The organism is Bacillus sp. FJAT-27225, from assembly GCF_001685025.1.
Lineage (GTDB): Bacteria > Bacillota > Bacilli > Bacillales > Cytobacillaceae > Bacillus_D.
Window position 1 is genome coordinate 570928 of record NZ_MAYU01000021.1, and the last position, 26445, is coordinate 597372.

At 42.3% G+C, this 26445-nt stretch carries 19 protein-coding genes; 5 read left to right on the plus strand and 14 right to left on the minus strand.

The genetic code is table 11. The features are described from left to right. Positions 1-67: 67 nt before the first annotated feature. The 5 genes from A8F94_RS14735 to A8F94_RS14755 all read right to left on the minus strand — a co-directional run bounded on the left by A8F94_RS14735 (position 68) and on the right by A8F94_RS14755 (position 6480). Positions 68-1954, minus strand: a complete 1887-nt coding sequence (locus A8F94_RS14735; protein ID WP_066201961.1) for a beta-N-acetylhexosaminidase — start codon at positions 1952-1954, stop codon at positions 68-70. A gap of 25 nt (positions 1955-1979) precedes the next feature. Further along, positions 1980-3140: an N-acetylglucosamine-6-phosphate deacetylase gene (gene nagA, locus A8F94_RS14740; protein WP_066201962.1), complete on the minus strand. Its 1161-nt coding sequence runs from the start codon at positions 3138-3140 to the stop codon at positions 1980-1982. 37 nt (positions 3141-3177) lie between these two features. Then, on the minus strand, positions 3178-4182 hold the full coding sequence (locus A8F94_RS14745) for a zinc-dependent alcohol dehydrogenase (RefSeq protein ID WP_066201964.1): 1005 nt from the start codon (positions 4180-4182) through the stop codon (positions 3178-3180). 226 nt (positions 4183-4408) lie between these two features. Further along, positions 4409-5464, minus strand: a complete 1056-nt coding sequence (locus A8F94_RS14750) for a dihydrodipicolinate synthase family protein (protein WP_175384430.1) — start codon at positions 5462-5464, stop codon at positions 4409-4411. Next, positions 5464-6480 carry an NAD-dependent epimerase/dehydratase family protein gene (locus A8F94_RS14755; RefSeq protein ID WP_066201966.1) on the minus strand — a complete coding sequence of 339 codons (1017 nt, stop codon included), beginning with the start codon at positions 6478-6480 and terminating at the stop codon, positions 5464-5466. Before A8F94_RS14755 ends, A8F94_RS14750 begins: the two co-directional genes overlap by 1 nt. 226 nt (positions 6481-6706) lie before the next feature. On the opposite strand from A8F94_RS14755, the gene A8F94_RS14760 reads away from it, so the two are divergent. After that, complete coding sequence (locus tag A8F94_RS14760) at positions 6707-8068, plus strand: hypothetical protein (protein ID WP_066201968.1); 1362 nt, start codon at positions 6707-6709, stop codon at positions 8066-8068. Positions 8069-8137: 69 nt separating this feature from the next. Here the strand turns inward: A8F94_RS14760 and A8F94_RS14765 are convergent, their stop codons facing one another. The 5 genes from A8F94_RS14765 to A8F94_RS14785 all read right to left on the minus strand — a co-directional run bounded on the left by A8F94_RS14765 (position 8138) and on the right by A8F94_RS14785 (position 13590). Continuing rightward, positions 8138-9052: a Gfo/Idh/MocA family protein gene (locus A8F94_RS14765; RefSeq protein WP_066201971.1), complete on the minus strand. Its 915-nt coding sequence runs from the start codon at positions 9050-9052 to the stop codon at positions 8138-8140. Between the two features lie 26 nt (positions 9053-9078). Continuing rightward, positions 9079-9882 (minus strand): carbohydrate ABC transporter permease, encoded by an 804-nt coding sequence (locus A8F94_RS14770; protein WP_066202449.1) that lies wholly within the window; start codon positions 9880-9882, stop codon positions 9079-9081. Positions 9883-9917: 35 nt separating this feature from the next. After that, positions 9918-10838 (minus strand): carbohydrate ABC transporter permease, encoded by a 921-nt coding sequence (locus A8F94_RS14775; protein ID WP_066202450.1) that lies wholly within the window; start codon positions 10836-10838, stop codon positions 9918-9920. A 175-nt stretch (positions 10839-11013) separates the two neighbouring features. Beyond that, on the minus strand, positions 11014-12276 hold the full coding sequence (locus tag A8F94_RS14780) for a sugar ABC transporter substrate-binding protein (RefSeq protein ID WP_066201972.1): 1263 nt from the start codon (positions 12274-12276) through the stop codon (positions 11014-11016). A gap of 234 nt (positions 12277-12510) precedes the next feature. After that, the gene (locus A8F94_RS14785; RefSeq protein ID WP_066201974.1) at positions 12511-13590 is read right to left on the minus strand and encodes a GNAT family N-acetyltransferase; all 1080 of its coding nucleotides are present in this window, start codon (positions 13588-13590) and stop codon (positions 12511-12513) included. A 185-nt stretch (positions 13591-13775) separates the two neighbouring features. Here A8F94_RS14785 and A8F94_RS14790 point away from each other — a divergent pair, with 185 nt between their 5' ends. The 3 genes from A8F94_RS14790 (at position 13776) to A8F94_RS14800 (ending at position 19737) form a co-directional block, all read left to right on the plus strand. Then, the gene (locus A8F94_RS14790; RefSeq protein WP_066201976.1) at positions 13776-14405 is read left to right on the plus strand and encodes a YesL family protein; all 630 of its coding nucleotides are present in this window, start codon (positions 13776-13778) and stop codon (positions 14403-14405) included. A gap of 455 nt (positions 14406-14860) precedes the next feature. Further along, positions 14861-16456 (plus strand): FAD-dependent oxidoreductase, encoded by a 1596-nt coding sequence (locus A8F94_RS14795; RefSeq protein WP_077247729.1) that lies wholly within the window; start codon positions 14861-14863, stop codon positions 16454-16456. A 239-nt stretch (positions 16457-16695) separates the two neighbouring features. Then, positions 16696-19737, plus strand: a complete 3042-nt coding sequence (locus A8F94_RS14800; RefSeq protein ID WP_066201980.1) for an FIMAH domain-containing protein — start codon at positions 16696-16698, stop codon at positions 19735-19737. Between the two features lie 265 nt (positions 19738-20002). Here the strand turns inward: A8F94_RS14800 and A8F94_RS14805 are convergent, their stop codons facing one another. Together A8F94_RS14805 and A8F94_RS14810 are read right to left on the minus strand one after the other, a co-directional pair. Further along, a complete protein-coding gene (locus tag A8F94_RS14805) occupies positions 20003-20944 on the minus strand; it encodes a DMT family transporter (protein ID WP_066201982.1) in 942 nt (313 codons plus the stop codon). A gap of 572 nt (positions 20945-21516) precedes the next feature. Continuing rightward, positions 21517-23742, minus strand: a complete 2226-nt coding sequence (locus A8F94_RS14810) for an FIMAH domain-containing protein (protein WP_066201984.1) — start codon at positions 23740-23742, stop codon at positions 21517-21519. Positions 23743-24028: 286 nt separating this feature from the next. Here A8F94_RS14810 and A8F94_RS25790 point away from each other — a divergent pair, with 286 nt between their 5' ends. Next, positions 24029-24166: a hypothetical protein gene (locus tag A8F94_RS25790; RefSeq protein ID WP_175384431.1), complete on the plus strand. Its 138-nt coding sequence runs from the start codon at positions 24029-24031 to the stop codon at positions 24164-24166. A gap of 303 nt (positions 24167-24469) precedes the next feature. On the opposite strand, the gene A8F94_RS14815 is transcribed toward A8F94_RS25790, so the two are convergent. After that, positions 24470-25318: a MurR/RpiR family transcriptional regulator gene (locus A8F94_RS14815; RefSeq protein WP_077247730.1), complete on the minus strand. Its 849-nt coding sequence runs from the start codon at positions 25316-25318 to the stop codon at positions 24470-24472. 65 nt (positions 25319-25383) lie between these two features. Next, positions 25384-26331 carry a GNAT family N-acetyltransferase gene (locus A8F94_RS14820; RefSeq protein ID WP_066201986.1) on the minus strand — a complete coding sequence of 316 codons (948 nt, stop codon included), beginning with the start codon at positions 26329-26331 and terminating at the stop codon, positions 25384-25386. Between the last annotated feature and the right edge of the window lie 114 nt (positions 26332-26445).

Consider the following 26445-nt stretch of genomic DNA (forward strand, 5'->3'; position numbering starts at 1 on the left):
CCTTCTTTCACGGCTTTGAGTTTCCCGGTTCCTAACAGCGAGCAGCACTCCCACTCCACCAATTAACCTAGTTTATATTCAGGTTTCCCGCTGTTGCGATCCGGTAATAGTAGTGGTGGCCTAAAGATCCTTCCGGAATACCCATTGGTCCATCATGAATTAATCTCTTTTCCTCCAACTCTTCAATTCTGTCAATCGAATCATCCAGCCACTGCTGCAAGCGGAGTTGGGCTGTTTCCAACCGTGCTTTCAATCCCCCGTAGCGGTGCTCGATTACTTCCCAGCCAAATGGTTTATATAAAGAAAACCAAACTTCCCTGTGTTTATGATGAAGGCTGGATACGCCTTTTGTGAGCTCCTCAAGCTCATCCAGAAGAATCCCCATTTTCTCCTTATCGTTCAGGTCATATGCGGACTTTACCTTTAAGCCTATTTCTGCCTTTACTTCAAGAACCTTTGCTAATTGTTCATAGAAATCAAATAGCAGCAATGCATCCGGATTTCGTTCCTTGGCAGCCTTTAACCCACTGCCAAGCTTTTGATAATGCTCATTCATCCCAAGGCCGCGGATGTTTTCATCAAATAACCCGATCAGCACATCCTGCCACAATAAAAACTTTGAAGGATTTGATGATTCCAGGTTATCTTTCATCACTCCAGGGGTTTCATCGAATTGATTCAAAAGAAGGAAATCCTCCAATTGATTGCCTGTACAAAACTGGAATCTTTCTGCCAAATGGTTTTTATCAAAACTTTCATGGTAGGTATGTTCAGCAAACAGCTGCATGACCGGTTCGGCAGCAATAAGCGGGGTTTCTGCTCCATTGTCGCCCCACATCGTCGCAAAAATTTCCTGGATACCGTCTTTTTTACACGCTGTTAGTGCCGCTTCGCTCGTTGCAAAGGCTCTGCCATAGTTTGGTGCAATCCCATTCCATGTCCATGCCCCGCCGGCAAATAGAGTATTTTTCCCCAATTCTTTATGCTTTTGAATATAGTCGCGGTAAAAAGCTTCATCTGCATGGTAATAGTCCCAATAAACAAGCTGGACATTTTCTGGAATCGAGTCGATTGCTTCTTCTGGGATATGGACATCGGCATCATAATATTCACCAGTTTTTGAACCTAAGCGGAAATACATATCGCTCCAAATCATTGGCTTCAAGCCAAGCTGCTCTGTAATCGATACCACCCGGTTTAAATGTTTGTTCATTATCTCAAATCGATTCGTATACCCATTCAATTCCAAATAACGGCCCAGCCCAAGCTGAAATGCTTCATCCATGCCAATATGGATCCGCTTCGTTCTAAAAGGTTTTGAAGCAGCCTTAATCATGCTCTCGATAAATTGATATGTCTTTTCCTCGCCAACCAATAAAATATCGTACGTATCCCGCATGTCTTTCGCATAGCCCCATTTTAATGCCATGGTTAAATGGGCAAGCGTCTGGATACACGGTACCATTTCAATTCCGAGGTCAGCTGCATAATCATCACACGCCTTCAGCTCAGCTTCAGTATATCTGCCGCGCATATAGCCAAAATACGGGTATTCGGGAACTTCGTATGTGTCTTCTGTATAGAGCATTACGAGATTTAATCCCATGATTGCCATCTTCCTTAACAGCCCTTGTACTTCGTCGACCTTTAAAACCGCATTCCTCGAAACATCCAGCATTACACCGCTCGTTTGGAATTGAGGCTGTTCAGTCCGTTCAAATTCTTCATTCTTGTTGTAGTGTTCGAGCCATAATCCAATCGCCCGATAAAAATGAATTTTCTCTTGAAAGAAAATTTCTCCCTTTCCGGCTTTATTGCTGACATGAATCGGGCCGGTCCTCTGGATAACAGAGATTGGATACCCGTCGCTATGTAATTCGATAGTCAATTGATCCGATAGCAGCTGTAAACCTGTTAAGATTGAATGAGTATCACCCGTTAAATTAATTTTCATACAAGATACCTCGTTTCATTGAATCTTATTTTCTTTGAAAAATAACGTCCCCGCCGACAATGGTTGTTTCAACCTCTAAATCGTCCGTCAATATCACCAGGTCCGCATCATATCCCGCAGCAATTTTGCCTTTCCGGTTAGCAACTCCGCAAACTTGCGCCGGATTGTATGATGCCATATGAACTGCATCTTCCAGCGGTATAGCGCAGTTTCGGACTGCATATTGTACTGCTCTATTCAAAGTGAGTGAACTTCCGGCAAGACTTCCATTCTCTAATGTTACTTTCCCATCTTGTTTAAAGACTGTTTTTCCGCCAATCAAATGGCGGCCATCAGGTAACTGGTTGGTTCCTGTACAATCGGATATTAACGTTAGATGGTCCGCTCCCTTTAACCTAAACAGCCATTCAATCATTTTTGGATGGACATGAAATCCGTCGGCTATCAATTCACAATGCAGACTGTTTAAATAAAGCGCTGCAAATGAGACTGTTATTTTTCGATGGGAAATCGGAGCCATTGCATTGAAAAAGTGGGTGATCCTCGAAAGCCCTGATCGAACTGCTTTCTCTATTTCTTCGTAAGATGCGTCTGTATGTCCGGCAGAAACAGCCACATTGTTTTTATGTAATAGTTTGATCACTTCAAGGCTATTCGGCAGCTCGGGAGCCAATGTTACGATTCGAATCGTTCCTTCGGCAAAATTGAGAATCGATTCTGCATCCTTTAAAACGGGATTCAGCATATACTCAGCTTTTTGAGCACCTTGATATTTCGGATTGATCCATGGGCCTTCCAGATGAACCCCCAGGCACTCTGCCCCGCTTTGTTCTTGTACAGCCTGTTTACCTAACAAAAGGAAGGTCTTAATATCTTCTAAGGGAGCTGCCCGTGACGTTGCCAAAAAACTCGTCACGCCAAACTGCGGCAGCCCTTCTCGAATGCAATTAAAACCTTCCTTTGTTCCATCCATAAAATCAAAGCCATTTACACCGTGTATATGACTATCAATAAAACCGGGACAAATCCATCCTGCTGCCTGATAGCATGGCAAATCCTCTCTTATAGTTTCGTGATTATTGCCTGCATAAATGATTTTTCCGTCTCTTATTTCAATGATCATATTTTCAAATATGCTTTTATCGGTAACAACAGTTCCCGCTAAGTAAAAGTGGTTACGGCCCATAGCAATATAAAAATCCTTCCGAGTTCATCGAGAGAACTTATTTATAGTGGATCAATTTTGTCAGAGTTGTAGAATCCTTCTCGAACAATTTTTCAAATTCCTTAGGGGCTTCTTCCAGCTCGACGGTTTCCTTAATGAATGGCTCAACATCTATCCGTTTTTCTTTGATTAATCGAATGTATTCTTCGACATTCCTGCCTTCTGTCCAGCGCACATATTCGTAAGGATAATCAATGGCTTCCCGTTCATAGACAGTGTCATATCTGCCCGGTCCTCCGGCGCGGGAAATAAGCAATTCCGCTTCCTTGGAAAACATTAATTCTCTAGGGAAGTCGGGTTCAATATCTCCTACTATGACAGCCTTTCCTTTTTTCCGGATCCATTTCAGGCATTCCTGAGTAAGCGGAGACCGTTTCCCGCCTGCGCATAACAGGACAGCGTCAGCGCCGTGGCCTTTCGTGCCAACCTGGATGGCTTCCTCCATCTCTTCAATGGATGCAAAGGATTGAATAGTCTCTTCCTTAAGCATGTCAACTCTGCTTTTGCTCAAATCATAGGCAATCACATTAAGAGCCGCGGCATGTGCAATTTTAGCAATCAATTGCCCTAGTACACCGAGACCGACAATGACCACTGTTTCACCAAATTGAAGGTTCGCTATTCTCAGAGCATGAATCGCAATCGCCCCGAGTCCTCCAAGAGCGGCTTCCTTCGGGTCGACCGATTCAGGAACTTTGGCATACAAAGTTTTAGGGACGAGCAAATATTCATCATGATGAACATAAGGCGCCCCATAACAAGCAACCAAATCGCCTTTTTTCACATCTGTGATATCAGTTCCGCATTCGACTACTTCCCCCATCGCGCTATATCCCAAATGAACTTGCTTGTTCTCACTAATAGAAAGAATAGCCAGCTCAGTTCCAGGTGAAATAACGGAGTACATTGTTTTTATTAATACGTAAGAAGGTTTCCCGTCCAACGCCGGCATCGCATCCTCAATGATTTCAACCTTCTTGTTACGCGCGACAATTCTTTTCATCTGAAATCCTTCTTTCTAGAAAGCTGTTATCGTAGCTGGGTTGCTATTATTTTCGTAGTAGTTGATTTCCTCTCCAGGATGCTCGCTTTCCGCGGGGTGGGCGGTGAGCCTCCTCGTGCTAAAGCGACTGTGGGGTCTCACCTGTCCCACTTATCCCGCAGGAGTCTCGCACCTTCCGCTCCAATCAACTTAATAGCAAATTGGTCTAGCTGAAAACAGCTTCCTTTTAATCAGCAAACCACTTGGATAGGTTGGCTTTGACAAATTCGTCATCGTTTAAGTGTGGATAGCTGGCGTAAACCCGGTCGAGCTCTTCCGCCTGGCCTGGACTAAGCACTTCACGGTCAAGCAAACACCAATTGCCCTTTAGCAGACCCTGCCTAGTCAAAATTTCATTGATTCCGGCAATGCTTCCTTTGAATGCATGCCGCGAATCAAAAATTGCTGCATTGGCATCGGTAATCTGCTGGCCAAGCGTGAGGAGCCCATTAGGAACAGCCTTCTGGTTTTGAACCATCTTCAATTCATTAAACGTGTCGACAACATTTTTTGTCCAGACCGACCAATGTCCGAGCAGGCCGCCAACGATTCTCTTCTCCACCTTTTGATCTCCAACATTGAATTCATACGTAGTCAATAAGTCATTTATGATGTTATCGTCATTCCCTGTATATAAGGCAATTTCCTGATTGCGGGAAGAATGGCAAACGGCACGGACGACATCAATGGTGCAATATCGATCAAATGGAGCAATTTTGATTGCGTGAACATTCGGGATTGAGGCAAACCGCATCCAGAAGTCATAAGAGAATATCCTTCCGCCTACCGCTGGCTGTAAGTAGAAACCAAACAGCGGGATGACCTCCGCGACTTTTTCAGCCCGCTCAATCAGTTCATCCTCAGAAAGATGATTGAGACCTCCCATACTCAACAGGCCTAAATCATACCCAATTTCCCTGCTAAACTTGGCTTCTTCAAGGGCTTGTTCTGTCGGGCCGCAAATTCCTGCCACCATTATAAAATCATCCGGGGTGTTTGCCCGTTTCGTTTCTTCAATCGCAAGCGATAGAACCTTTTTATATAGATTGAATTCCGGATCGCGAATTTCAAACTGAGTGGTATGGACACCAACCGCAATCCCGCCTACGCCAGCATCAATATAATAGCGCGTTAATGCCCGCTGGCCTTTTTCATCGAGCTGCCTCTCTTCTGTTAAGGCAAGTGGGTGAGCCGGAATCACGGTTCCAGCATGAAGCTTTTTCTTAACAGCTTCTTTCAGCATTAAAAAGCACCTTCTCTTTCCTGGAAATGGGTTGGCTTATTAATCGTATGGCCATCATTGGTCACCCAGTCAGCAACCATATCGACCATTTGTTCCACCGACACGCGCGGGTAGCCAAACAACTTATGTGCATGGGACGCATTATTCAGTAAGGCAGTGGAACTTTCTGTGTTAACAAACACAGGAACCTTATTCATTCTCTTTCCGAATTCCTTTGCAAGCCACCTTATTGAAATGGTTTCTGGCCCTGTTACATTCAGGATTTTCGGAGGATGGCTGGCATGCAATAATGAGCGGATTGCATATTCATTTGCATCACCTTGCCAAATGACATTGGCAACACCCATTGTTATATCAATCGGTTTATCATCGTGAACTTGTTTTGCAATTTCCAGCAGTACTCCATAGCGCATATCAATTGCGTAATTCAACCTGAACAGCACAACCGGAGTTTGGTTTTTATGGGAAAAATACGTGAATATCCGTTCCCGGCCCAGGCATGATTGTGCATATTCACCAACAGGATTTGGCACAACATCTTCTGTGCAGTCATTGCTGACAACAGCCGTTAAAGGATACACATTGCCTGTTGAAAAAACAACAATTCGTGATTCACTAAACTTTTCCGCAACCCTTCCAGGCAGATAGGCATTCATTGCCCATGTACGATGCTCATTGCCTACAGTTCCAAATTTTGTTCCCGCCATAAAAATAATATTTTTCACAGGAGGCAGTGCTTGGAGGTCATCATCATTCAAAAGATCTGCCCGGATTGTTTCAATCCCGGCACTCTCCAAATCGTCAATCAGGGATTGATCGGAAAATCTCGCTACACCAATTACGCGTTTCGGAACACCAGCCAAATCCACTGCCCTTTTTGCCATTTTTGCCAATGTAGGCCCCATTTTCCCGCTAACACCCAATATCATAATATCCCCGTCAAGCTGCAGGATGTCCTGTACAAGTTCCTCACTGGGTGCTGACATTAACTCTTCCAACTCTGCAATCGTTTTCATTTTTAGCCTCCTGATTTTTTCTTGACTATACAAAAGATTTTAAATTTTTCACCATTATTGTATAATCGGCTTTTTTAAAAGACAAGTCACTTAAAGGTCTTTTAATCCCTGTCTTAAAATATAGTAAAATAACTGTTTGACAATTCAGTCTCCTCTCCTTAATCTAATAGATAGAGAGTATATAAAGACATTTCTTTAATGTGTCTTTAATAGGAGATGAAAAAGTTTGAAAAGCAACCTGCTATCCGAAAACCGCATCGAAATCAACATTGGAATTGTATCCCCGAAAGCTTTAGAGAAGGAAATAATGAAAGCGCTTCAGTCTTTCCCGAATTTGCGCCCTGTCTTTATCAATGCCACATCATCGACTGTTTCCTCAGAGATTACCGCTGACCTGCTCAATCAATTGGAAGTTCTTTTGTTTACGGAATTCCATGCTTATTTAAAAGCCAAACGGCTTTTTGATATCTCGATACCCGTCCATTATGTCCCGCTAATGGGAACAGGCCTTTACCGGTCGTTATTTTTAATTAAAAACCAGTATGATTTTTCCCAATACTCGATTGATACAGTTGAAGAAAAGTACATACATCAGGTCCTTTATGACTGGGGCGATCAAAACTATACTTTCAAGTCCTATCCCCACTACGGCCATTCCAGCACAATTGAATCGATTGTTCAATTTCACCGCGACAATTACCAAAACCTTCGTTCTATCGCGATTACCGGAATCCAGGAAGTTTCACTTGCCTTATCCCAATTAGGCATTCCAAATGAATGGGTTACACCGACTTATCAGGATTTAATCGTTTCTTTGGAACGTGCCTTGCTTGCAACAGAAGCCCGAAAAAACAAAGAGTCCCAAATAGTCTTTGGAATTATCGATATCGATAAATTCAAGAAAGCAACTGAAAAATATACAACAGAGCATGAGCTCCAGGTATTTAAGCTGAAGTTCCAGCAAATGATGCTCAACTATACTAAACTTCTTGACGGCCATTTAATTAATTCCGGCGGTGAAGAATTTTCATTTATCACCACAAGGGGTATTTTTGAGCGCGAAACACGCGGCTATAAGTTTATTCCACTCTTGAATACTGCTAAGAGCGAGCTCGGCGTAACGATTAGCATTGGTGTTGGCTTTGGCCGCTCGGCTGCTGAAGCAGGCAGCCATGCAAGGCTTGCTCTCCGTCAATCAAAGGAATTAGGCGGCAATGTTTGTTATATAGTCCGTGAAGACCAAAGTGTGGTTGGCCCGGTGGACATTATTACGGACACGCAATATGAAAAATATGACTTGTCGATTACAGATGCCGAGTTATTGGAAAAGGCAGAAAAGGCCGGAATGTCTGCCGCTTATATGACGAAACTAATGGCAAGAGTTGCCCGGCATAAAAAGTATGATTATACAGCCCAGGAACTTGCCACCACATTGGACATTACAACCAGAAGTGCCCATCGGATATTGTTAAAATGGATGGACGCAAACTTGGTGGAAATTGTTGGTGAAGAGAAAATAACCTATAAAGGAAGACCCCGGCGAATCTACCGGCTAAGTTTCATTCTGGATGACTCTGTGCCGGAATAAGTGATGCTTCACAGGTTGTTCATCATTAACAGAAGGGTTGAAACGGCAGGGAATTCACAACCTGCAGTTTCAACCTCTTCTCTCTCCTATATACACCTTTTTTCCAGTTTCCCTGCTTTCATTTGCAGCTTCAATAAACCGGATCATTTCCATTGTCTCCTCAAGCGGAACGGCAGAGATGCCTGTTTTAAAAAAACATATAATTTCTTCCATTAAACTGGCATAGAACGGTTTAGCGGAAGATTCGATCATTACAAATTCATTTCCTTTTTCAAAATGAATAACAGCTCCGAAGGCATTATTTCCTTTTCGGTTTCCTCTGGCTGTTCCGATCATGCCATCTTCCCATTGCGCCACAATCAGGTCTGAACCCTCGTTAGCTTCCACTCGAACATGCGAGGGGCCTGCCCCACCAATCGTATAAAGCATTTCAATCGTATGTATCCCATACCAAAAATAACCTGGCTGTGTTTCAACCATTCCCATCGGTCCGAAACAGTCTATCCCTATGATTTTCCCCTTGTCTTTTACAGAAATCGCCTGTCTGAGAGGCTCGGCAAAACGCAATGCCGACGAACTCATGATTGGAGCAGAATAGCGTTGGGACAGTTCAGCGATTTTGGCTGCATCAGCAGAGGTTATGCAAAGTGGCTTATCTACGAAAATCGGCTTACTAAACCTTGCTATTTTTTCTACTTGTTCGAGGTGCACCCTGCCGTCTACAGACTCCAGCAAAATGGCATCGCATTCCTCTGCTGCTGCTTCCATCGTTTCCACCATAGTGACCCCATATTGCGCAACTTCTTTTACGATCCCGTCAATACGGGAGTAACTTAATTCAAAATCTGATGAACCGGCAGGAAACGCCTTTTTAACTTTTCCGCCTTTTACATGAAAAGGATGTGCCGGATCATTCAGTAATTTTGTAAACTCAACTGCATGTGATGTATCGAGGCCGATCATCCCAATTTTCAAATTGCCCATAAACTCTCTCCCCGCAAAAAGAAACCTTATTTCAAACCTGACAACTGGATGCCTTCAGTAAAGTATTTTTGGAAGAACAAAAAGATTAAAAAGGTAGGAATGAAGGAAAGTGTAGCCCCTGCCATCTCAATTCCAAAGTTCCCTTCCTTATTTAAAGTGGAAGCCAATCCAACTGTAATTGGAAACATTTTTTCATTCGTCATAAAAATCAACGGCTGAAATAAATCATTCCAGTTACTCACAAATGCAAACGTCCCAACTGTTGCAATCGCAGGAAAGGCGAGCGGCATATAAATTTTACGAAAAACCTGAAAATCACCAGCTCCATCCATTCGGGCTGCTTCATCCAGTTCCATCGGAATTCCCTGCATGAACTGCCGTACTAAAAACACACCCATAATCGCCCATAGTTCAGGAACGATTAAGGCTTCATATTGGTTAATCCATCCGAATTTTGAAAACATGATAAATTTAGGAATGATCAGCAATTGAGATGGAATCATGATAACAGCCATGAATGTCCAGAAAATAAACTCCCTGCCGTAAAATTGCTTTCTGGCAAAAATATAACCCAGTAGTCCCGCAAAAAACATTTGAGAGAAAACAGGAATGATTGTGATGACCACAGAGTTGAAAATCCAGCGCAAAAAGTTATCATTCCTAAACAAATAAATAAAGTTATTCAGCGACGGATCAGTGGGAATCCAAAATAATGGGCTCAATGATGCAAAGGTCGTTTCTTTAAGTGAACCGAAAACCATGATTAAAAATGGAAGGAGAAAGCAAAACCCCAGGAAGAACATCAAAAAATACTTTCCCATTTTTTTCAACAAGATCGTTCATCTCCTTACTTTCACGCTGTCTATCAATATATGCCTTGGTCCTTTCCTACTAATTTCCTCTGAATGAGTGAAATCGCGAGGATAATCACAAAGAGTACATAGGACAGAACGGCTGCATAGCTAAAATTCAAATTTGTGAAACCGATTGAATACAAATAATAAACAATCGTACTGGTTGCGAAGTTTGGACCTCCGTTTGTCAGCAAGTAAGCCGAATCAAATATTTGGAAAGACCCAATCGTCGTAATAATCAATACATAGAAATGAATTGGTTTTAATAATGGGAAGGTAATCTTCCAAAAGGTTCTGAATGGTGATGCACCATCAATCTTTGCTGCTTCATACATGTCTTTCGGAATTGACTGGAGGCCCGCAAAGTAATAAATCATCGTACTTCCGGCGACCTTAAATACACTCAAGCCGGCAAGAACCATCAGTGCTTGTGAGGAGTCTGATAGGAATAATTGGGTATCAACACCTATAAAGCTTAACAAGTAGTTAACAAAACCGGATTTCGTCCCAGAAAACAACCACTCCCAAATCCCTGCAACAACGACAAAGGAAGTGACAACAGGCAGGAAGAAGATGCCTTTAAACAACTTTGTTAACCGAATCCCGGATTTTAAAATAAGGGCCAAAATCAAACCAATTGCCATTGTCGGAACGATATAATAGATGGAAAATAATACAGTGTTCCATATTGATTTCCAGGCAATGGGGTCGTTAAATAATTGCTGCCAATTTCTCATTCCGACGAACTCGGAAGTGCCAATTATGCGATAATTCAGGAACGTTAAGACAAAACTGTACACAAACGGAATGATTTGAAAGATCATGAAATGAATTAAAATAGGAGTCAAAATGATATAGACAATAGAATTCTTTTTCCATTCATCTTTTATTCTTTTCAGCAAAGGCCGCTTAAGCTGTTTTCCGTTATTCACAGGCAACTTCTTATTATTTACAGCTATAACCTTTTCCAAGCGATCACCTTATTTCCTTTATATATAACTTATTCTCATGCTTGTCCATATTGATTTGGCCGGCTTGACTTTCATAAGTAACAGAGAGTTTTATTCACAATGGAATAAAACTCTCTTTAATAATAGAAGGTATTGGTTACGGCTTAGCCAGCTCTTTTTCAATGGCTTCAGCTGCTGCATCCGCTGCTTCTTGAGGAGTTTTTTCTCCTGCCATCATCGCCTGTACTTCAGCCTGAATGAATGGCATAATCGCACGGCCTTTTGGATGGATGACCCCAGGCAATGCATACTGGGTATACCCGGCCAGTTGGCTCATATTTTTATTGGAATCAAAGATATCTTTTGCCGCTTCCTGAGTTGGGATATATTGAGTCACTGTATTAAAGATGCGCTGATTGTCGGCGTTCGTAATTGCTTTTACAAATTCAGCTGCAGCATCCGGATTATCGGTGTTCGAAGGAACAACAAACATACCGGTTGTACCATATGTTAATTGTTCTTTATTTTTTAATGGCGGTGCGAATGCAAACTCAAATTTACCTTCTTTTTGAAGCATTGTGACGTCAACTCCAGAGCCGAGAATCGCCATCATCTTTCCGCCCATCCATAGTTCGTTATGGTTGGTGGCTGTCACGGAATCTTCCGGAATATACTTGTTCTTATACAAGTTGTTAATCATCTCGAACGCTTTGACACTGTCTGCATTATTGATAAGCACTTCATTTTTATCGTTGACTACACCTCCGCCAGCCTGCCAAATCCAAGGGTAAATCGTTCCATTCATGGAACCGCCGCCGGCATAAGATAACGCATAGAAATCTTTTTCTTTTGCTTTCGCTGCCCAAGCTTCGAATTCTTCCCAGGTAGCTGGAAGTTTTGCTGGGTCCTCTCCAATCGCTTTAACAACATCGAGATTGTAGAAGAATGTATAGGCTTCCTGTAGAATCGGCAATCCATATCTCTTGCCTTTCCATTCCGTCGCTACTAATGAAGATTCAACAAATCCTTCAAGATCCTTATCCTTCAAATACGGATCAAGTTCCAGAAGCATACCAACGTCCGCATATTGAGGCATTTGGTCAGGGATTGCATAAAATACATCTGGGCCATTGTTTGCCGCTAACGCAGTTAACACTTTCTGGTCACGGTTGGACCAAGGAATCGTTTCAATGTTTACCTTAACATCAGGAAATTGTTTATTATAATTGGCGGTAATTTCTTTCCACATTTCTTCTTCTTTTTTCGCATCACCAGTGTAAGGATGAACCCAAACTGTAATTTCGCCTTCTACCTTACCATCTTTGGACTTTGACTTTGAGCCAGTCTCCTCGCTGCAGCCGGCAAGCGCCAGGCTGATTGCTAGCATGAGCACCATAAACCATAAACTTTTCTTTTTCATGTACTGAACTCCCCCATTTAATTTATATAATAAATATCAGAAACCAGGATTATCTTCTAACTAAAATCCCCCTCCTTAAAACCATTTCATCTGTTCACAATTTGAAAGCGTTAACATACAACAATAAAAAAATTCCCTACTACCTTTATTTTAGTTTTTTTTAAATATTGTGACAAGTCTATAAAGTGTCTTTAATACATTGAAGGAAATAATTTATCGTTTTAAGTGTTATCCTCATACATAATTCAGTCCTTGCGGAAATGGAAATGGTATTGGGAAGATATCTTTTAATTGTGAATCAGGATCTTCACTTCCTTTGACAATCCATTCTTCCAGCTGTTTAGCACTGAGAGTTACTGTGCCTTGTTTAAAATGAAGTTCTTTCTGGCCTTCAGCACCTGAGATAGTCAGCTTGTTCTCAAAATAAGGGCCGAGCTGTGAAAGCAGTAAATCAAGGTCCATAATCTTCATCGTTCCCGGGAAAGGAAGTTCTTCCATCGGAAGCGCACCTAGTTGACTAAGGATATCCTTTTCAAATGCCGGGACATTAAACAATAAGGAATTTAAGTCATATGTAAAGGCTTCTGCAAGGAGGCCCGGGATAGCTTGTGGATCTCCTCCCCATTCAATTACCCGTGAGTCTGCCTTTCCCTGGCTTTCGTAAGGAACCCCGAACACCAAAAAGGCTTTTAGTTCCTCATTTTCTTTAGCCACAAGGATCTTATGTTTCATTTTAAAAATACTGGCAAATCCGGCTGCTTCATTTAAAAGGGCCAGTTCAAATATACTTTGTTCATACTTTACGTGACGTTCATGACTAAGCTTCCTCAATTGAAACCAGTCGAATTGCCCCATTTCACGAATTACATAGCTGCTGCTTTCAACTTTCAGGTCGCCTTGATGGATCTTGTATTGATTCATCTTCCCATAATGGGTGCATCCTTGTTTAAGGTAAATCGGCAAATCCCCGGAAACAAACAGAACAGAAGCCCCCGACTTATTGATGTGCTCGAAAATCATTTGCAGGAGTGTATTGGCCAGCCCCCTTTTTCGGTAATCTGGATCCGTACAAACAGCACCGATTGAAAAAGCCTTTACTTCAGCACGTCCGATATGCAGGATAGAGGGTACCAAGCCTATAAAACTCACTAATTTCCCATCGATAAAAGCTCCATAGGATTGATTTAAAGCCGCCGAAAACACTTGTGGGAAGGCCGTTCCCATTGATACATGACCTGCCTTGCGAAAAACTTTATCCGCTAAGTCAATTGCCTGTTTATATTCAACCTCACGTACTAATCGAAAATCTGTCATTTTCCTGCACCCCACCCCAATCTCCAATTTATGGTATAGCAGCCATTCTCAAATATGCTATAATACAACTAAACAACCTATCTCCATCATATTTTTTATTGAATTGAGTGACAAGTCTATTAAACGTCTTTAAATAGATTTATAGGTGCGTTTGCACGATATTTTTACTGAAATGAGGTATTGAGATGGGTGGCTGGGAAAAGTTTAACAGTTTTGCAACCTGGATGATAAAAATTGCTTATTTAAATATACTTTGGATAGGTTTCACACTCGCTGGTTTGGGCCTATTGGGTCTCTTTCCTTCAACAGGCGCCATGTTTTCAATTGTACAAAAATGGCTTCGAAAAGAACCTGTCGAAAAACTCTTCCATACCTTTTGGAAAACGTATAAAAAAGAGTTCATTTCCCTAAACAAATTTGGCCTCTTTTTCATGTTGATTGGATACATACTCGTGTATGACTTCTTATTTTTACAAGTAAATGGTGAAAAACTTCAATTCTTATATCCTGTCCTTGGGTTTATTGCCATTTCGTATCTTCTGACTTTATTGTACTTTTTTCCTGTCTACACTCAGTTTGAAATGAAATTCTTTCAATATATTAAACAGTCCTTTTTATTAAGCGCCAGCGCCCTTTTGGAAACGATCCTCATCATCACGTCGATTATGCTTCTGATGATTATCATTCGATTCGTGCCCGGAATCATCCCTTTATTCACTGGAAGCGTGGCTGCGATCGTAATTACTTTCTGCAGCAACCGTGCGCTTCAAAGAATCAGCAGCCGAAGAAAGCCGATCAATACTATAAATATGTAAAAATTCGAGGGTGTCCCAAAAAGTGCTTGGGGCACCCTTTCCGTTTTCTGGGCAGCGATACGGAAATTGTTGCTCCTTCGGGGATATACTTCTTCCCTTTGCACGCAGGATACCGAAATTGTTGCTACGCGGTTGACGTACTTTTTTCTTCTGCAATCCTCTCACTACTTCTGAAAGGAAAACTCTTATTTAGAAGAATCACCTTTCACCGGTCATAACTTCTTTTAATTAGTAGCATTTATTAAATAAATTCCCTCCCTCCTCCTCAACTTCTTCGGAAACTCATAAGGTTGTCATTCTTTATCGGCTTTCAGTTCCACCGTATATGCTGAAACCATCTTTAACTATTTAGTTATGTATTTAAAGACCATTAAAAGTCTTGATAAATTACCTGGTTGCCATAAACTAAACGGTAGAGAAAAGTGCTAGTTTTGAATAAACCAGGGGGTGTTGAGATGGATTTCAGCCAGCTTCATTATTATGTGCCTGCTTCAAAAGGAAGTAAGCCAATAGTGATTGAACGAGATTTAATTGTGTATGGGGCTACTCCGGCGGGAATCACTGCAGCCATCCAGGCAATACGAATGGGAATGACTGTTGCAATAACCGAGTTTGGAGGCCATGTTGGCGGCATTACAGCGAGTGGACTGGGAGCCTCGGATAGTGGGGCCAAAGCCGCGATTGGCGGTTTGTCCAGGGAATTTTTCCGTGAGCTAGGAAAATACTACAATACTGAAGAACAATGGACGTTTGAACCGAAGGCAGCAAAATATGTATTTGAGAAATGGCTTAAGCAATACGAAGTTGATGTGTTTTTTAATCAGCATTTGGAAAATGTTAAGACTGAAAAAAGCGAGATTAAAGAAATTACAATGGAGGATGGAACTGTTTATAAAGCCGGCTTTTTCATTGATGCAAGCTATGAAGGGGACTTGATGGCAAAGGCTGGCGTTACGTATTTTGTCGGCAGGGAATCAAATGCAACCTATAAAGAGACGTATAATGGGATACAGTTTGGCCATCCGCACCATCAATTCAAGAAATGGATTTCCCCTTATAATCATGAAGATGATCCTTCTAGCGGAGTGTTAGCAGGGATTACGGAAACCACCCATGATACGCTTGGATATCAGGGACAGGGAGACCATCGGATCCAGGCGTATAATTTCCGGATTTGCTTAACAAAAAACCCTGATAATCGCCTTCCTTTCCCTAAGCCGCCTGCCTACGACCAGGAACGCTATCGTTTATTATTGCGTTATATCAATGCAGGTGTATGGGATGCCATGAATCTTCACACGATGCTGCCAAATGGAAAAACCGATCTGAATAATTATGGTGGCTTTTCGACTGACTATATAGGAATGAATTATAGTTGGCCCGAAGGAAACTATCAAACTCGCGAAAAAATTTTCCAAGAACATTTTACATACAATCTGGGCATGCTTTACTTTTTAGCCAATGACGAAAGAGTACCTCAAACGATTCGTGACGAAGTATCTCAATGGGGATTGGCCAGCGATGAATTTGAAGATACAGGCCATTGGCCTCACCAGCTTTACATTAGGGAAGCTAGAAGAATGATTTCTGACTATGTAATGATTGACAGGGATTGCCTGGGAGAACGATCGGCTGAAGATTCAATCGGCCTTGCCTCCTATCAAATGGATTCGCATCATTGCAGAAGAGTCATTATAGATGGCAGGGTTTACAATGAAGGGGATGTTGAAATCCCGATATCCCCCTATCCTATTTCGTACCGAGCTATTCGCCCTAAAGCGAACGAATGTACAAATTTACTTGTTCCGGTCTGTTTATCCAGTTCGCATATCGCCTATGGTTCGATCCGGATGGAGCCGGTATTTATGATTTTGGGACAATCCGCCGGAGCCGTTGCAGCTCTGGCTCATCAAAATCAAACAACCGTACAGGAAGTTCAATATGACCAATTAAAAAAAGTATTACATGACTACGGACAGGTACTTGAGTGGGACGACTCCATTGAAGATGATCCCATTTCGCGAATGGAATCGACCTTTGGGAAGAGCTGAATACTATTAATAAAAGGCTATTTTCTCTAAAGGGAAAATAGTCTTTTTTGAAGTATCCTTCCACCCTACTAAAGTACTAAAAACTTTTACGTCATTTTAAAGACATTCAACTTTATATAACCTTTAAACGAGTAGATTTATAGACTATTCCGATAGTTTTGCTAAAACATGGAGGTGAAAGAAACGGTCTCAAAATTTTTGTATACGCTTACATATTTTAAAAATAAGGAGGATACGTTTTGAAAAAGATAGTAAAAAGACTGATGGTTATCGTTCTAGCCCTTGTACTTATCTTGCCTAGCCTTCCCTTTGCCGGGAATTCAGCAGCTGCAGCGGATACGTGGAAGGAACTAAAGGTAGAAAATGGCAGTTTCGAGGCAAAGCCTACAACCGAGACAAGCTTGCCTTCGTGGGTATATTGGTCTGGCGGCTTAAAATCAGGGATGGCCATCTCAAAAGAATTGGCATATGCAGGCACTCAAAGCCTGGCCGTGAATAATACCGGCGTCACAGGAATATTCAGCCAGGAAATTGATGTCACTGCAGGCAGCCAATATAAATTAACAGCAAAACTCAATGTCAAGGAGCTGACAGGCAAACCTGGTATTTGGCTGCGCTGGTACAATGACCAGGGAACGAATTTCACGAACTCGCCCAAATATTTTGATGTCGCTGTCTCAAATGAATGGCAAACGGTTGAAATCGAGGCAACAGCCCCAGCTGGTGCCACAGGCGTAAAAGTCTTTATTTATCAGTCATCTACGTCCAAGATGAAAGGTTACTATGATGAAGTAAAGCTTTTTGAAAAAGAATCGAGCGTTCTGGATTTCCCATTTGAATTTGGAAAGCCAATCAATCACGGGCCAGCTGCATTAGCAGCAAAATCCCAGGGAGTAGCGATTGGGGATGGAGAGCTCTATTACGCAACCAATGGTTCACCGGCCACTTTTTATGCAGCTGATGCAGAAACAGGCAAGAAGATTTTTTCACAGGATCTGCCTGGGAGTGATGTGGTCTGGGCAATGGTCATCGGTACAGATGGCAATGTTTATTTCGCAGGTACTCATAACGGGATTTTATACCGCTATGTTGTGAAGGAACAACGGCTTGAGCAACTCGGAAAAAATCCTTCAGATAACTGGGTTTGGCAGCTGGAGGCCTCAAAAGACGGAAAAATCTACGGGGCGACCTATCCAAATGCAAAGGTGTTTGAGTATGATATCAGCTCCTCCCAATTCAAAGACTTAGGTACTTTTTACGAAGGCCAGCAATATGCCCGGGGGCTTGGAATTACCGATGACAGCTTGTATGTCGGAATTGGAACGACAGCTTATTTAATGAAGATGGATTTAAATACGGGTGAAAGAACGGAAATTAACACGTCAATTACCGGGCTGTCCACATCCATATCAAATATTTGGGAGTATGGCAACACGATCTTTGTCGCCTACGGTACGTCCCTTGTGACGATCGACAAAACAACCGGGGAAGAAATGAATAAAATGGACTGGCAGGATGAACATACTTTTGACGGGCTCATTTCACCTCCATCCCCTTATGACGAAAATATAATCTATTACATTAATAAAAACACACAGCAGCTGTGGACCTATGATATGCGGACACACGAGCAGGCAAAAGTGGAACCGACTGTTCAATTGCCACCTACACCCGCAAAAGCGATTCGCTGGATAAAAGATGAAAATGGCAAAGATGTTTTGGCAATCTTGCATCATCAAATCGAGTACTCACTTTACGACCCGACAACAAACACTGTTAAGGTCAGCTACCCTGAAGTGAATATGCAAGGCTTATTAATGCAAAGCCTTGAAATTGGTGAAGACCAAAAGATTTATATGGGCGGATATCAGGGGTCATTTGGTATTTTTGATACGGCCATCGATGAGTATATCCTTCACGAACGCGATCCGCACCAGATTGAAGGAATAGGGTTTCTTAATGGTGATGTCTATCTGGGTACCTATGGCGGTGCCAGAATATATAAATATGATCCAGACCAGCCCTTTCAGTACTCAGGTGGTATAAAAGGTGATAATCCTGAGATGGTCTATGATATCGAAGATGACCAGAGCAGGCCTTTTACCTTTACATCAGGTGATAATAAACTTTTTGTCGGGACCATATCCGATTATGGACGACTTGGCGGAGCCTTAACTATCTATGACCAGGATACTGGCAAATGGAATACGATTCGCCATATTATTGAAAATCAAAGTATCATAGGCCTCGCTTACCTTGACGGAACAGTGTTTGGAGGATCCACCATTTCTGGCGGGCTCGGCATAACTCCGACCGAACCAAAAGCGAAGATGTTTGAATATGATGTTGAAACTGGAACACATGAAGTATTTGACCTCCATGTAGAAGGTTTGGATAAACCAGAAATGATTGGGGAACTATCGGTTGGCCCGGATGGAAACCTTTGGGGTGTAGCGTGGGGCCTTGACAAGGCTGGCGCCAATAACACTGTGGTATTTGCTATGAATCCGGACAATAGAGAAATCGTGAAAAGTACACAGATTCATAAAGGTGTACACAGAGGAAGCCAGTGGCGGCCATTCTTCATCCGCTGGGATAAGCAAGGCTATCTGTATACTACAGCTGGCCGGAAATTGACGGTCATTGACCCGGAAACGATGAAAAGCAAGGTTCTTGTTCCAGGTTCTGTCAACTTAATGGATGTTGACAGCGAGGGAAATATCTACTATTCAGCTGATGAAAATTTATACCAACTACCTGTTCCATTAGAAAAGGGCACCCTATCTGTCGAAAATGAATCCATGCTGCAAGGTACTGAACAAAACATTGATTTAACTGTAACCCTTGTAAATGGAAGCACTATTAATTTAAAAGGCGCCGACATTGAATGGTTTAATTCCAACCCGGCTGCCGCTGACTTGAATGATGGAAAAGTCACCGGTAAAAATGCTGGGACGACAGAAGTATATGCAAAAGTTTCTTATAATGGCGAAACCATCACAACCAGTTCAATCGAGATAACGATTGTCGTTACAACGGATACAGTATCACAACAAATTTTAAGTCTCGAAGAAGCAGGTAGCATTCCTCATTCCTTGGCCAAACAATTGACTAATCGTTTAGCACAGGCCGAGCACCATTACCAAAACGGCGATACAAAGCAGGCTTCCAAGCATCTTGATGATTTCCGTAAGCATCTGGATGCAAGCAGCATTGATGAATCAGTTAAAAAGACACTGCACACCAATGTCGATTCAATTGAGGAAGAATATAAAAATTAAGTAGAATGGAAGAAGGTTTCCTGTGTAGGCAGGAAACCTTCTTTTAGCTGGTTAGGAACGCCTTTTTCATAAAAACAAAAGCAATGATACAGGACAAACTTATTAATCCACCAAGTGGAGTTTCGTGGATATTTCGCTTCTCCCGGACAACCAATTAATCCACCAGGTGCAGTTTCGTGGATATTTCGCTTCTCCCGGACAGCCAATTAATCCACTAACTGTAGTTTCGTGGACATTTCGCTCTACTGGACAACCAATTAATCCACTAAATGCAGTTCCCTGGACATTCCTTCGTGGATTTCGGAATCCTTACCTTCGGGCTGAAAACCAGCACCATCGACACCCCAAGAATGATGATGATGCAGCCAATGATTTGGCCGAACAAAACTGTTTCACCTGCTATATAGGAAATAACAATCGAAGATGCCGGAGCAAGGTTATAAAAAATCGAGGTAGTATTGGCGCCAAGGTTCTTGATCCCACTATTCCACCATAAATTCGAAAGGAAAGACGCACCTATACCTAGGAAAAGCAACAACAGCCATGCATACACAGGGGTTTGGTCAATTGGGTTTGGATACTGATTTGGTAGAGCAATAGCAGCTAGCACAAGCATTGACGTCCCGATTGGCAGAGTGACAGCCGTCGTAATTATTGCCGGACTATCCTTTAAGTACATTTTTCCTATTACGCCAAAGAACGCCCAGAAGACATTACCGATTAAAATATACATATCACCAATCGAAAAGGTAAGTGACACTAGATTGTCCAGTGAAGCTTCCGAAATAACAATGATGACTCCTACAAGTGATAGAAGAAATCCTGTCACCTGGATTTTGTTTATGCTAGCCTTCAGGATCAGCCAGGATAAAAATACCGTTACTAAAGGATTGGTTCCCATAATTAACGCGCCATTTACAGAGGATGTTTTCATTAATCCGAGAAAGAACAAAGCATTAAAGCCAAAAATCCCGACAACTCCCATAATGAGATAAACTTTTAAATTTTGCTTTACAACCAGTATATCCATTCGGCGCGAGGCAAGGACGAGAATTGCCATACAAAACGTTGCGATGATAAACCGGATACTCGCCGCACCCAATGGCGGTACATACTTGACTATATAATTTCCGGCGTTAAAGCTGGCCCCCCACATCACCCCGACTAAGCAAAGCTTTAGAACCAGGATTGCACGTCCTTTTCCCATTGCATCCACTCTTTCGTACGAAAATCAGATACAAAAAAACCAAGCCTTTCTTTAGCTTGGTCCCCCACTTATAAAAAAGAGCCGTTTCATTAAAAATTGTATGCCTGATTTCATGATTTGTTCCTGGACTAATCCCTTTTTTAGTTTCCGGTTTGCATGCCAAAAATGAGGCTGACCCAAAAGTAGAAAGCCTTCTTTGTATATTCAGGTTTGATAACTATTCTCTGTTTAATTAGTTTGGGTAATAATACAAGTGATAGATGAATGACAACCCGCGGTTGTGTAAGTGCCGAGAATGTCTTTCCTAAAGGTGATGATTGACAATTCAGGGGTTCGTAAGTGCCAAGCTGTCAATCATAAAGATGATGAATGACAACTTCCAGGTGCCCAAGTGCCAAGTTGTTAATCATAAAGGTGATGAAATTGGGAGACTCTCACAATGATGAACCACAGGGAAATGTACAACAGAAAGCATTGAAATTCACCCCCTATGAAGATACTACCAAAAATTAAAGCTGCCCCAATAGAGTCGATTTCAACGACCTTCTGGGACAGCTTCTCTCTCTTAATTATTAAATAGAGTTAAGGATAGTCCGTAATTGCGCGCGCAGCTCTGACTCTATATCCGTTTCTTTGGCATTTTCCAAATGTTTTACAGCATCCTGTAAATGTTTGGCGGCTTGCTCCTCCCTGCCCTTATCACGGTGATGAATGGCCGAAGAGAGTGAATTGGTTAGCTGCTTGCTTACGGAATTGGTGATATTGCCGTAAACCGTTTCCCGTTCCACAAATTTCAAAACTGACTCTAGAGTGTCAGATACTTCAATTTTCATTAGGTTCACTTTGTTAGCGTAATAAATATTTCCGTCATCCCCGATTGTCATCAACTCTGTCTCAGTGTCTGTCAATACTTCATGCTCCAGCGAAACAGGGTCAATGACGGTTAAGTTGCCAGCAAGTGTTGTGTACAAGAGGCCATCCTCGCTCCAGCGGATTTGAATTGGTCTCCACCTTCCGTAATCTTTTACTTCAGGGAAGATATTTTTGCTTTTTACAATTTTAAGGGTATCCGGGTCCATTGCAAAAATTGCTCCGGCAGCAGCCGACCACAAGAGGCCATCCGGTCCTACGCTCATCCCGCTAATCAGTTTCGGCTGGACTGTGACACCTGGTATATCCGGGACAAATTCAGTGATTTTTTCCCCCTTCTCAATATCCCAAACGAATATTTTCGCAGCCGGCTCTGTAGGATTGATTCCCAATCCGCCAGCAACTGTTGTAGACCCATATAATTTGCCATTCACTTCTGCCAGCCCAGCGATAGCCTGATTATGGACTACATTAGGATAAACAACTGTGTCTTTTACGGATGCTGGATCAAGAACTGTTAACGACCCGCCCAGATATCCGTAGTCAGGAATTGTTCCGATATATAATTTGTCCTTAATAGCTCTCATAACAAACGGACGGTCCTGATTAGGAATATCGTAAATTTGTCGAGTAGAAAGGACTGGATTCGAGGTATCCATCTCCGTGATAAGTGCCCCCGGGTAAATCCCAAAGTACATTTTATTCCCTAGAGCCACCATACCTTCCGCCTGTGCAAGGCTGAAGTTTTTGTTCTCATTTGTTTCTGGGTTATAAACTGCACCTGTACCACCAGGATAACCGCTTAAGAACAAATTGCCACCAGGCCCCTTTTCCAACGTTTGTATTGGGATTGGGTTACCAACGATTGGGTATTGAGTGGTTTTCACTTTTTTAGTTTGTAAATTGAAGTAGCTCACCTGGCCGCCAAATTGGACTGTAACCAAAGACTTTCCTGGTAAGTCCGGATCATTTTCTACTTCTACCCAGGTGGTATTCCGCAAGAAGGTACCAAACACAACTTTTGTATCTACGGCATTCAATGTGTCCAAATCTACTTCCATCAATTTGCTGCCTTGCAGGAAATAGACTTTATTGCTTCCTGGGAGGCCATGGATTAATCGCAACCCCTTATTGTTCGTATAATACTTGTCGCTCCATTGGCCTGTTTCGGTATCGTAAAACAAGAGGGTATTGCTGCCGCCGCCAACGCCGGCAATAATATATTTGCCTGCCGCATCCAACTGCCAAACACTTGAGCCATGAACGACATGGTCAGGAACCTTTATCGCTTCATATTCCCCTGTTTCTACATTTAGCTTTACGATGCGATTATCAACACCGATACCTAAATATAAAAATCCGTTATGATACGCTGTGGACCTGGAGTAGCTTTGGCCAGGGGCCACACTGCCGTAATCCTTCATTTCGCCAGTTTTCGGATCATATCGGCCTGCCTTTGCATTAGGGAATGAACCGAAATAGACACGTCCCTGATCATCGTAGGACAAGCCGTATACAACACTCTCCCCAATGCCCCCAACATCTTTTACTTCCTTCGTAACAGGGGAATATTCATAAAGATGCCCATTGCCCCCAATATACACATTGCCATTTGGTACTGTAATATGTGTCCAAACAGCACTTGTTCCTTTTAAAGGATAAGTTCTGAGCACTTCCTTGCTTTTAAGGTCGATCACCTGGAATATGGCCGGGTCACCACTTGCAGTCGTGTACATGATATCCCGTCCATCTTCAACGCCATAGGTGGAGTCATAGATTGCAATGCTTCTCATAAGAGAACCTAAATTCGCTGGCTCGCTATATCGTTTTCCTGACTCTGCATGAACCGGATCACTCATAAAGAAAGACGAAACAATTAATACAAAAGCAGTGAACAGGATTGCGAATTGTTTTGTAACCGCCTTCATTTTATTCCACTCCTTATACTATTTTTTAAAAAAAGCTTATGTACCCAAGTTCACCCCTCTTCCCGGTCCTATTATTCTAAAAATAGCAAACCTGTTAGGAAACTTAAATGTCGAGAAATGGCCCTAAATTAATTCAGGAATATAGTCGTGAGTAAATAGTCCTTTATAAGGTAAGTGTGATAACACGTATAAGATTAAAAATAGAATTTCCGCAGATTTCTCTTACCGTTAATAGATGTATAGATTTTGTTTCGGCGGAAACGATACACCTATGGAGGTGCAAAAAATGCCTAATCAAAACAAGAATCGAACTAGCCTAAAATACAGTATTTGGGATACACGGGTGGATGAAAAACAAAAAGAAACGATTGAAGAATCTCCATTAATAAATCATAAGCAGGAAATGAAGGGTAAGAAAGAGTGAAATAGTATTGAAGCAGTTCCATCCTGCCACTGCATAAACTAAAAAAACTGAGCGTCATATAACCGCTCAGTTTCCTAATTAGCACCTCCCATAATGGGTCAGGTGAAAAGTGTGGAGAATTTATACTCATAAAAGAAAAGCATGCATTTCAGATGGATTGTTTGGTTTCGGAGTAAACAATACCATTAGAAGCATACTTTTTCTTTATTTTTACACGTGTTATGTCCGAGGGACCAGTTCTTGGGATAGCGTGCCGCATTCTGGTTCTTCTCGCCTGTGGGCAGCAAACGAGAACGGTCCCAATTATCTTTGTTTTGGTTTTATATGGTCTCGCAAAATATCAATAATTTCTCTTGTTTCATCAAGATGTTTTACGGTTTCTTTGTATGCTTGCGATGCGACGCACATAAAGAGAATGTCAATGACGTGTAGCTGGGCAATTCGCGAGGAGGTAGCCCCGCTTCTGAATGTCGGTTCTCTCGTTGCGGACGTATATAGTTTAATGTCCGCCTGTTCAGTGACTAGAGAAGAACCATACTTGGTCAGACTAATCGTGTGTGCGCCCTTTTTATGTGCAAGCTCGAGAATTTTTGCAACCTCAAACGTTTTTCCTGAAAAAGAAATCCCGACAACAACATCATCTGGTTTTGCATTGGCCACTAGTGTAGCGGCCATATGGAAATCCGGGAAAGCCGTCGCATTTTTATTAATCCGCAAAAATTTTTGCTGGGCATCCTGGGCAATGATACTTGAAGCACCCACTCCGAAAAAGTGGATCGTTTCGGCGTTTCGGCAAAGCTTCACAGCTCGTTCAAGTTCTTCGTAATCCAGTAATTCCGCGGTTTCCCGTATTGTCTGGATACTATTGATCGTCATTTTTTCTATAATGGATACAGCCGTTTCATTTGGCTCAATATCCCGAAATCCTACTGCCCTATTTTTTTGCAAATCCCCGGCAATTCGAAGTTTCAATTCCTGAAAGCCTTTTAGTCCGAGAGACTTACAGAGCCGAATGACTGCAGCGCTGCTTGTTGAGCTCCGTTTCCCAAGCTCGCTTGCGGTTAAGGAAATAGCCGCTTGAGGATTTTCCAGTATATACATCGCAATCTTTTCTTCAGAAGGAGGAAGTGTCGAATGCATTTCAGACAGCATTACAAGCCCCCCTGTCATGAATGACATATATGGCATCAACTCTCTCTTTTATAGTTTCGTCTTCCTTATATCGATTTCTTCATCACGTGAAACCGTCGTGTGATTTCAAAACCTGTATTTTTATAAAGGTGCCCGGCAGCGCTTTTTTCACCGGTCCACAGGAACCAGGCGCAATGAAGTCCGAGGGACCGCATGTTTTTCAGGCATTCATGCAGCAAAATCTTTCCCAGACCCTTTCCTTGTTCGTCAGGATCGACGCCAAATGGGCCAAACCGGTCCGGAATACCTTCATAGCCGCCATGGATACAAAATCCAACCAGCTTTCCGCGATTTCTTGCCACCAGAATCTGATTGATTGGCAGTCCCTGAAGCAGCCCTTCCCGAATCGCCCGGCCCCAGTCCGGGTTAAATTCGTTATTGGCAAACTGGATGACTTCATATAAATCCTTGTCTTGAGCAATTGTGAAAGAGTATCCTTCCTGCTCGCGCCGGTTTTTCAATTCAATGACCCCTTCAGGAGGCGCATAGCCAACCAGGCTTCTGTCCATGGCAACAGGGGAATACTGTTTTTCAAACCCATTGCTTAAAAGAAATGCATATCCCTCCGGATAAGCAGCTTCATCGATTCCCGGCAAAATATAGTTTGGGGCATAGGAAGCGAAAAACACATTTTTCCGCCCTTCAGCTGCAAGGAAGTCAATGGCATCTTCCATTAACCGTTTTCCGACACCGGTTCCATGGAAATCCTGGTCGACAAAAAAGAATGGAATCCAGCCATTTTCCGGTTCCAACTCTGTGCCGAACATCGGCAGCAGCCTTCTTACAGCATAAACACATCCGATTACTTTGTCTTCTGTTATAGCCAGACGCAGCCCTTTCGGATCAAAGTTAGCGTCAAGCAAGACAAGATTGCGGAATCTTATCGGAGTAATCGGATCAAGCGGAAGGCTTTTGTTCCATAGATTGACGATTTTCTGTTCATCGTCAGGCTGATAATAACGATATGATATCACAAACACCCGCCCTTTCTTATTCAGTAGGTTTCTTTTTGTGGGTGTATCATTTGTTTGGTATCTGTAATTAATTTGGTTGGACAGCGTTTCGTGGATTAATTTCAGCTTTGATAA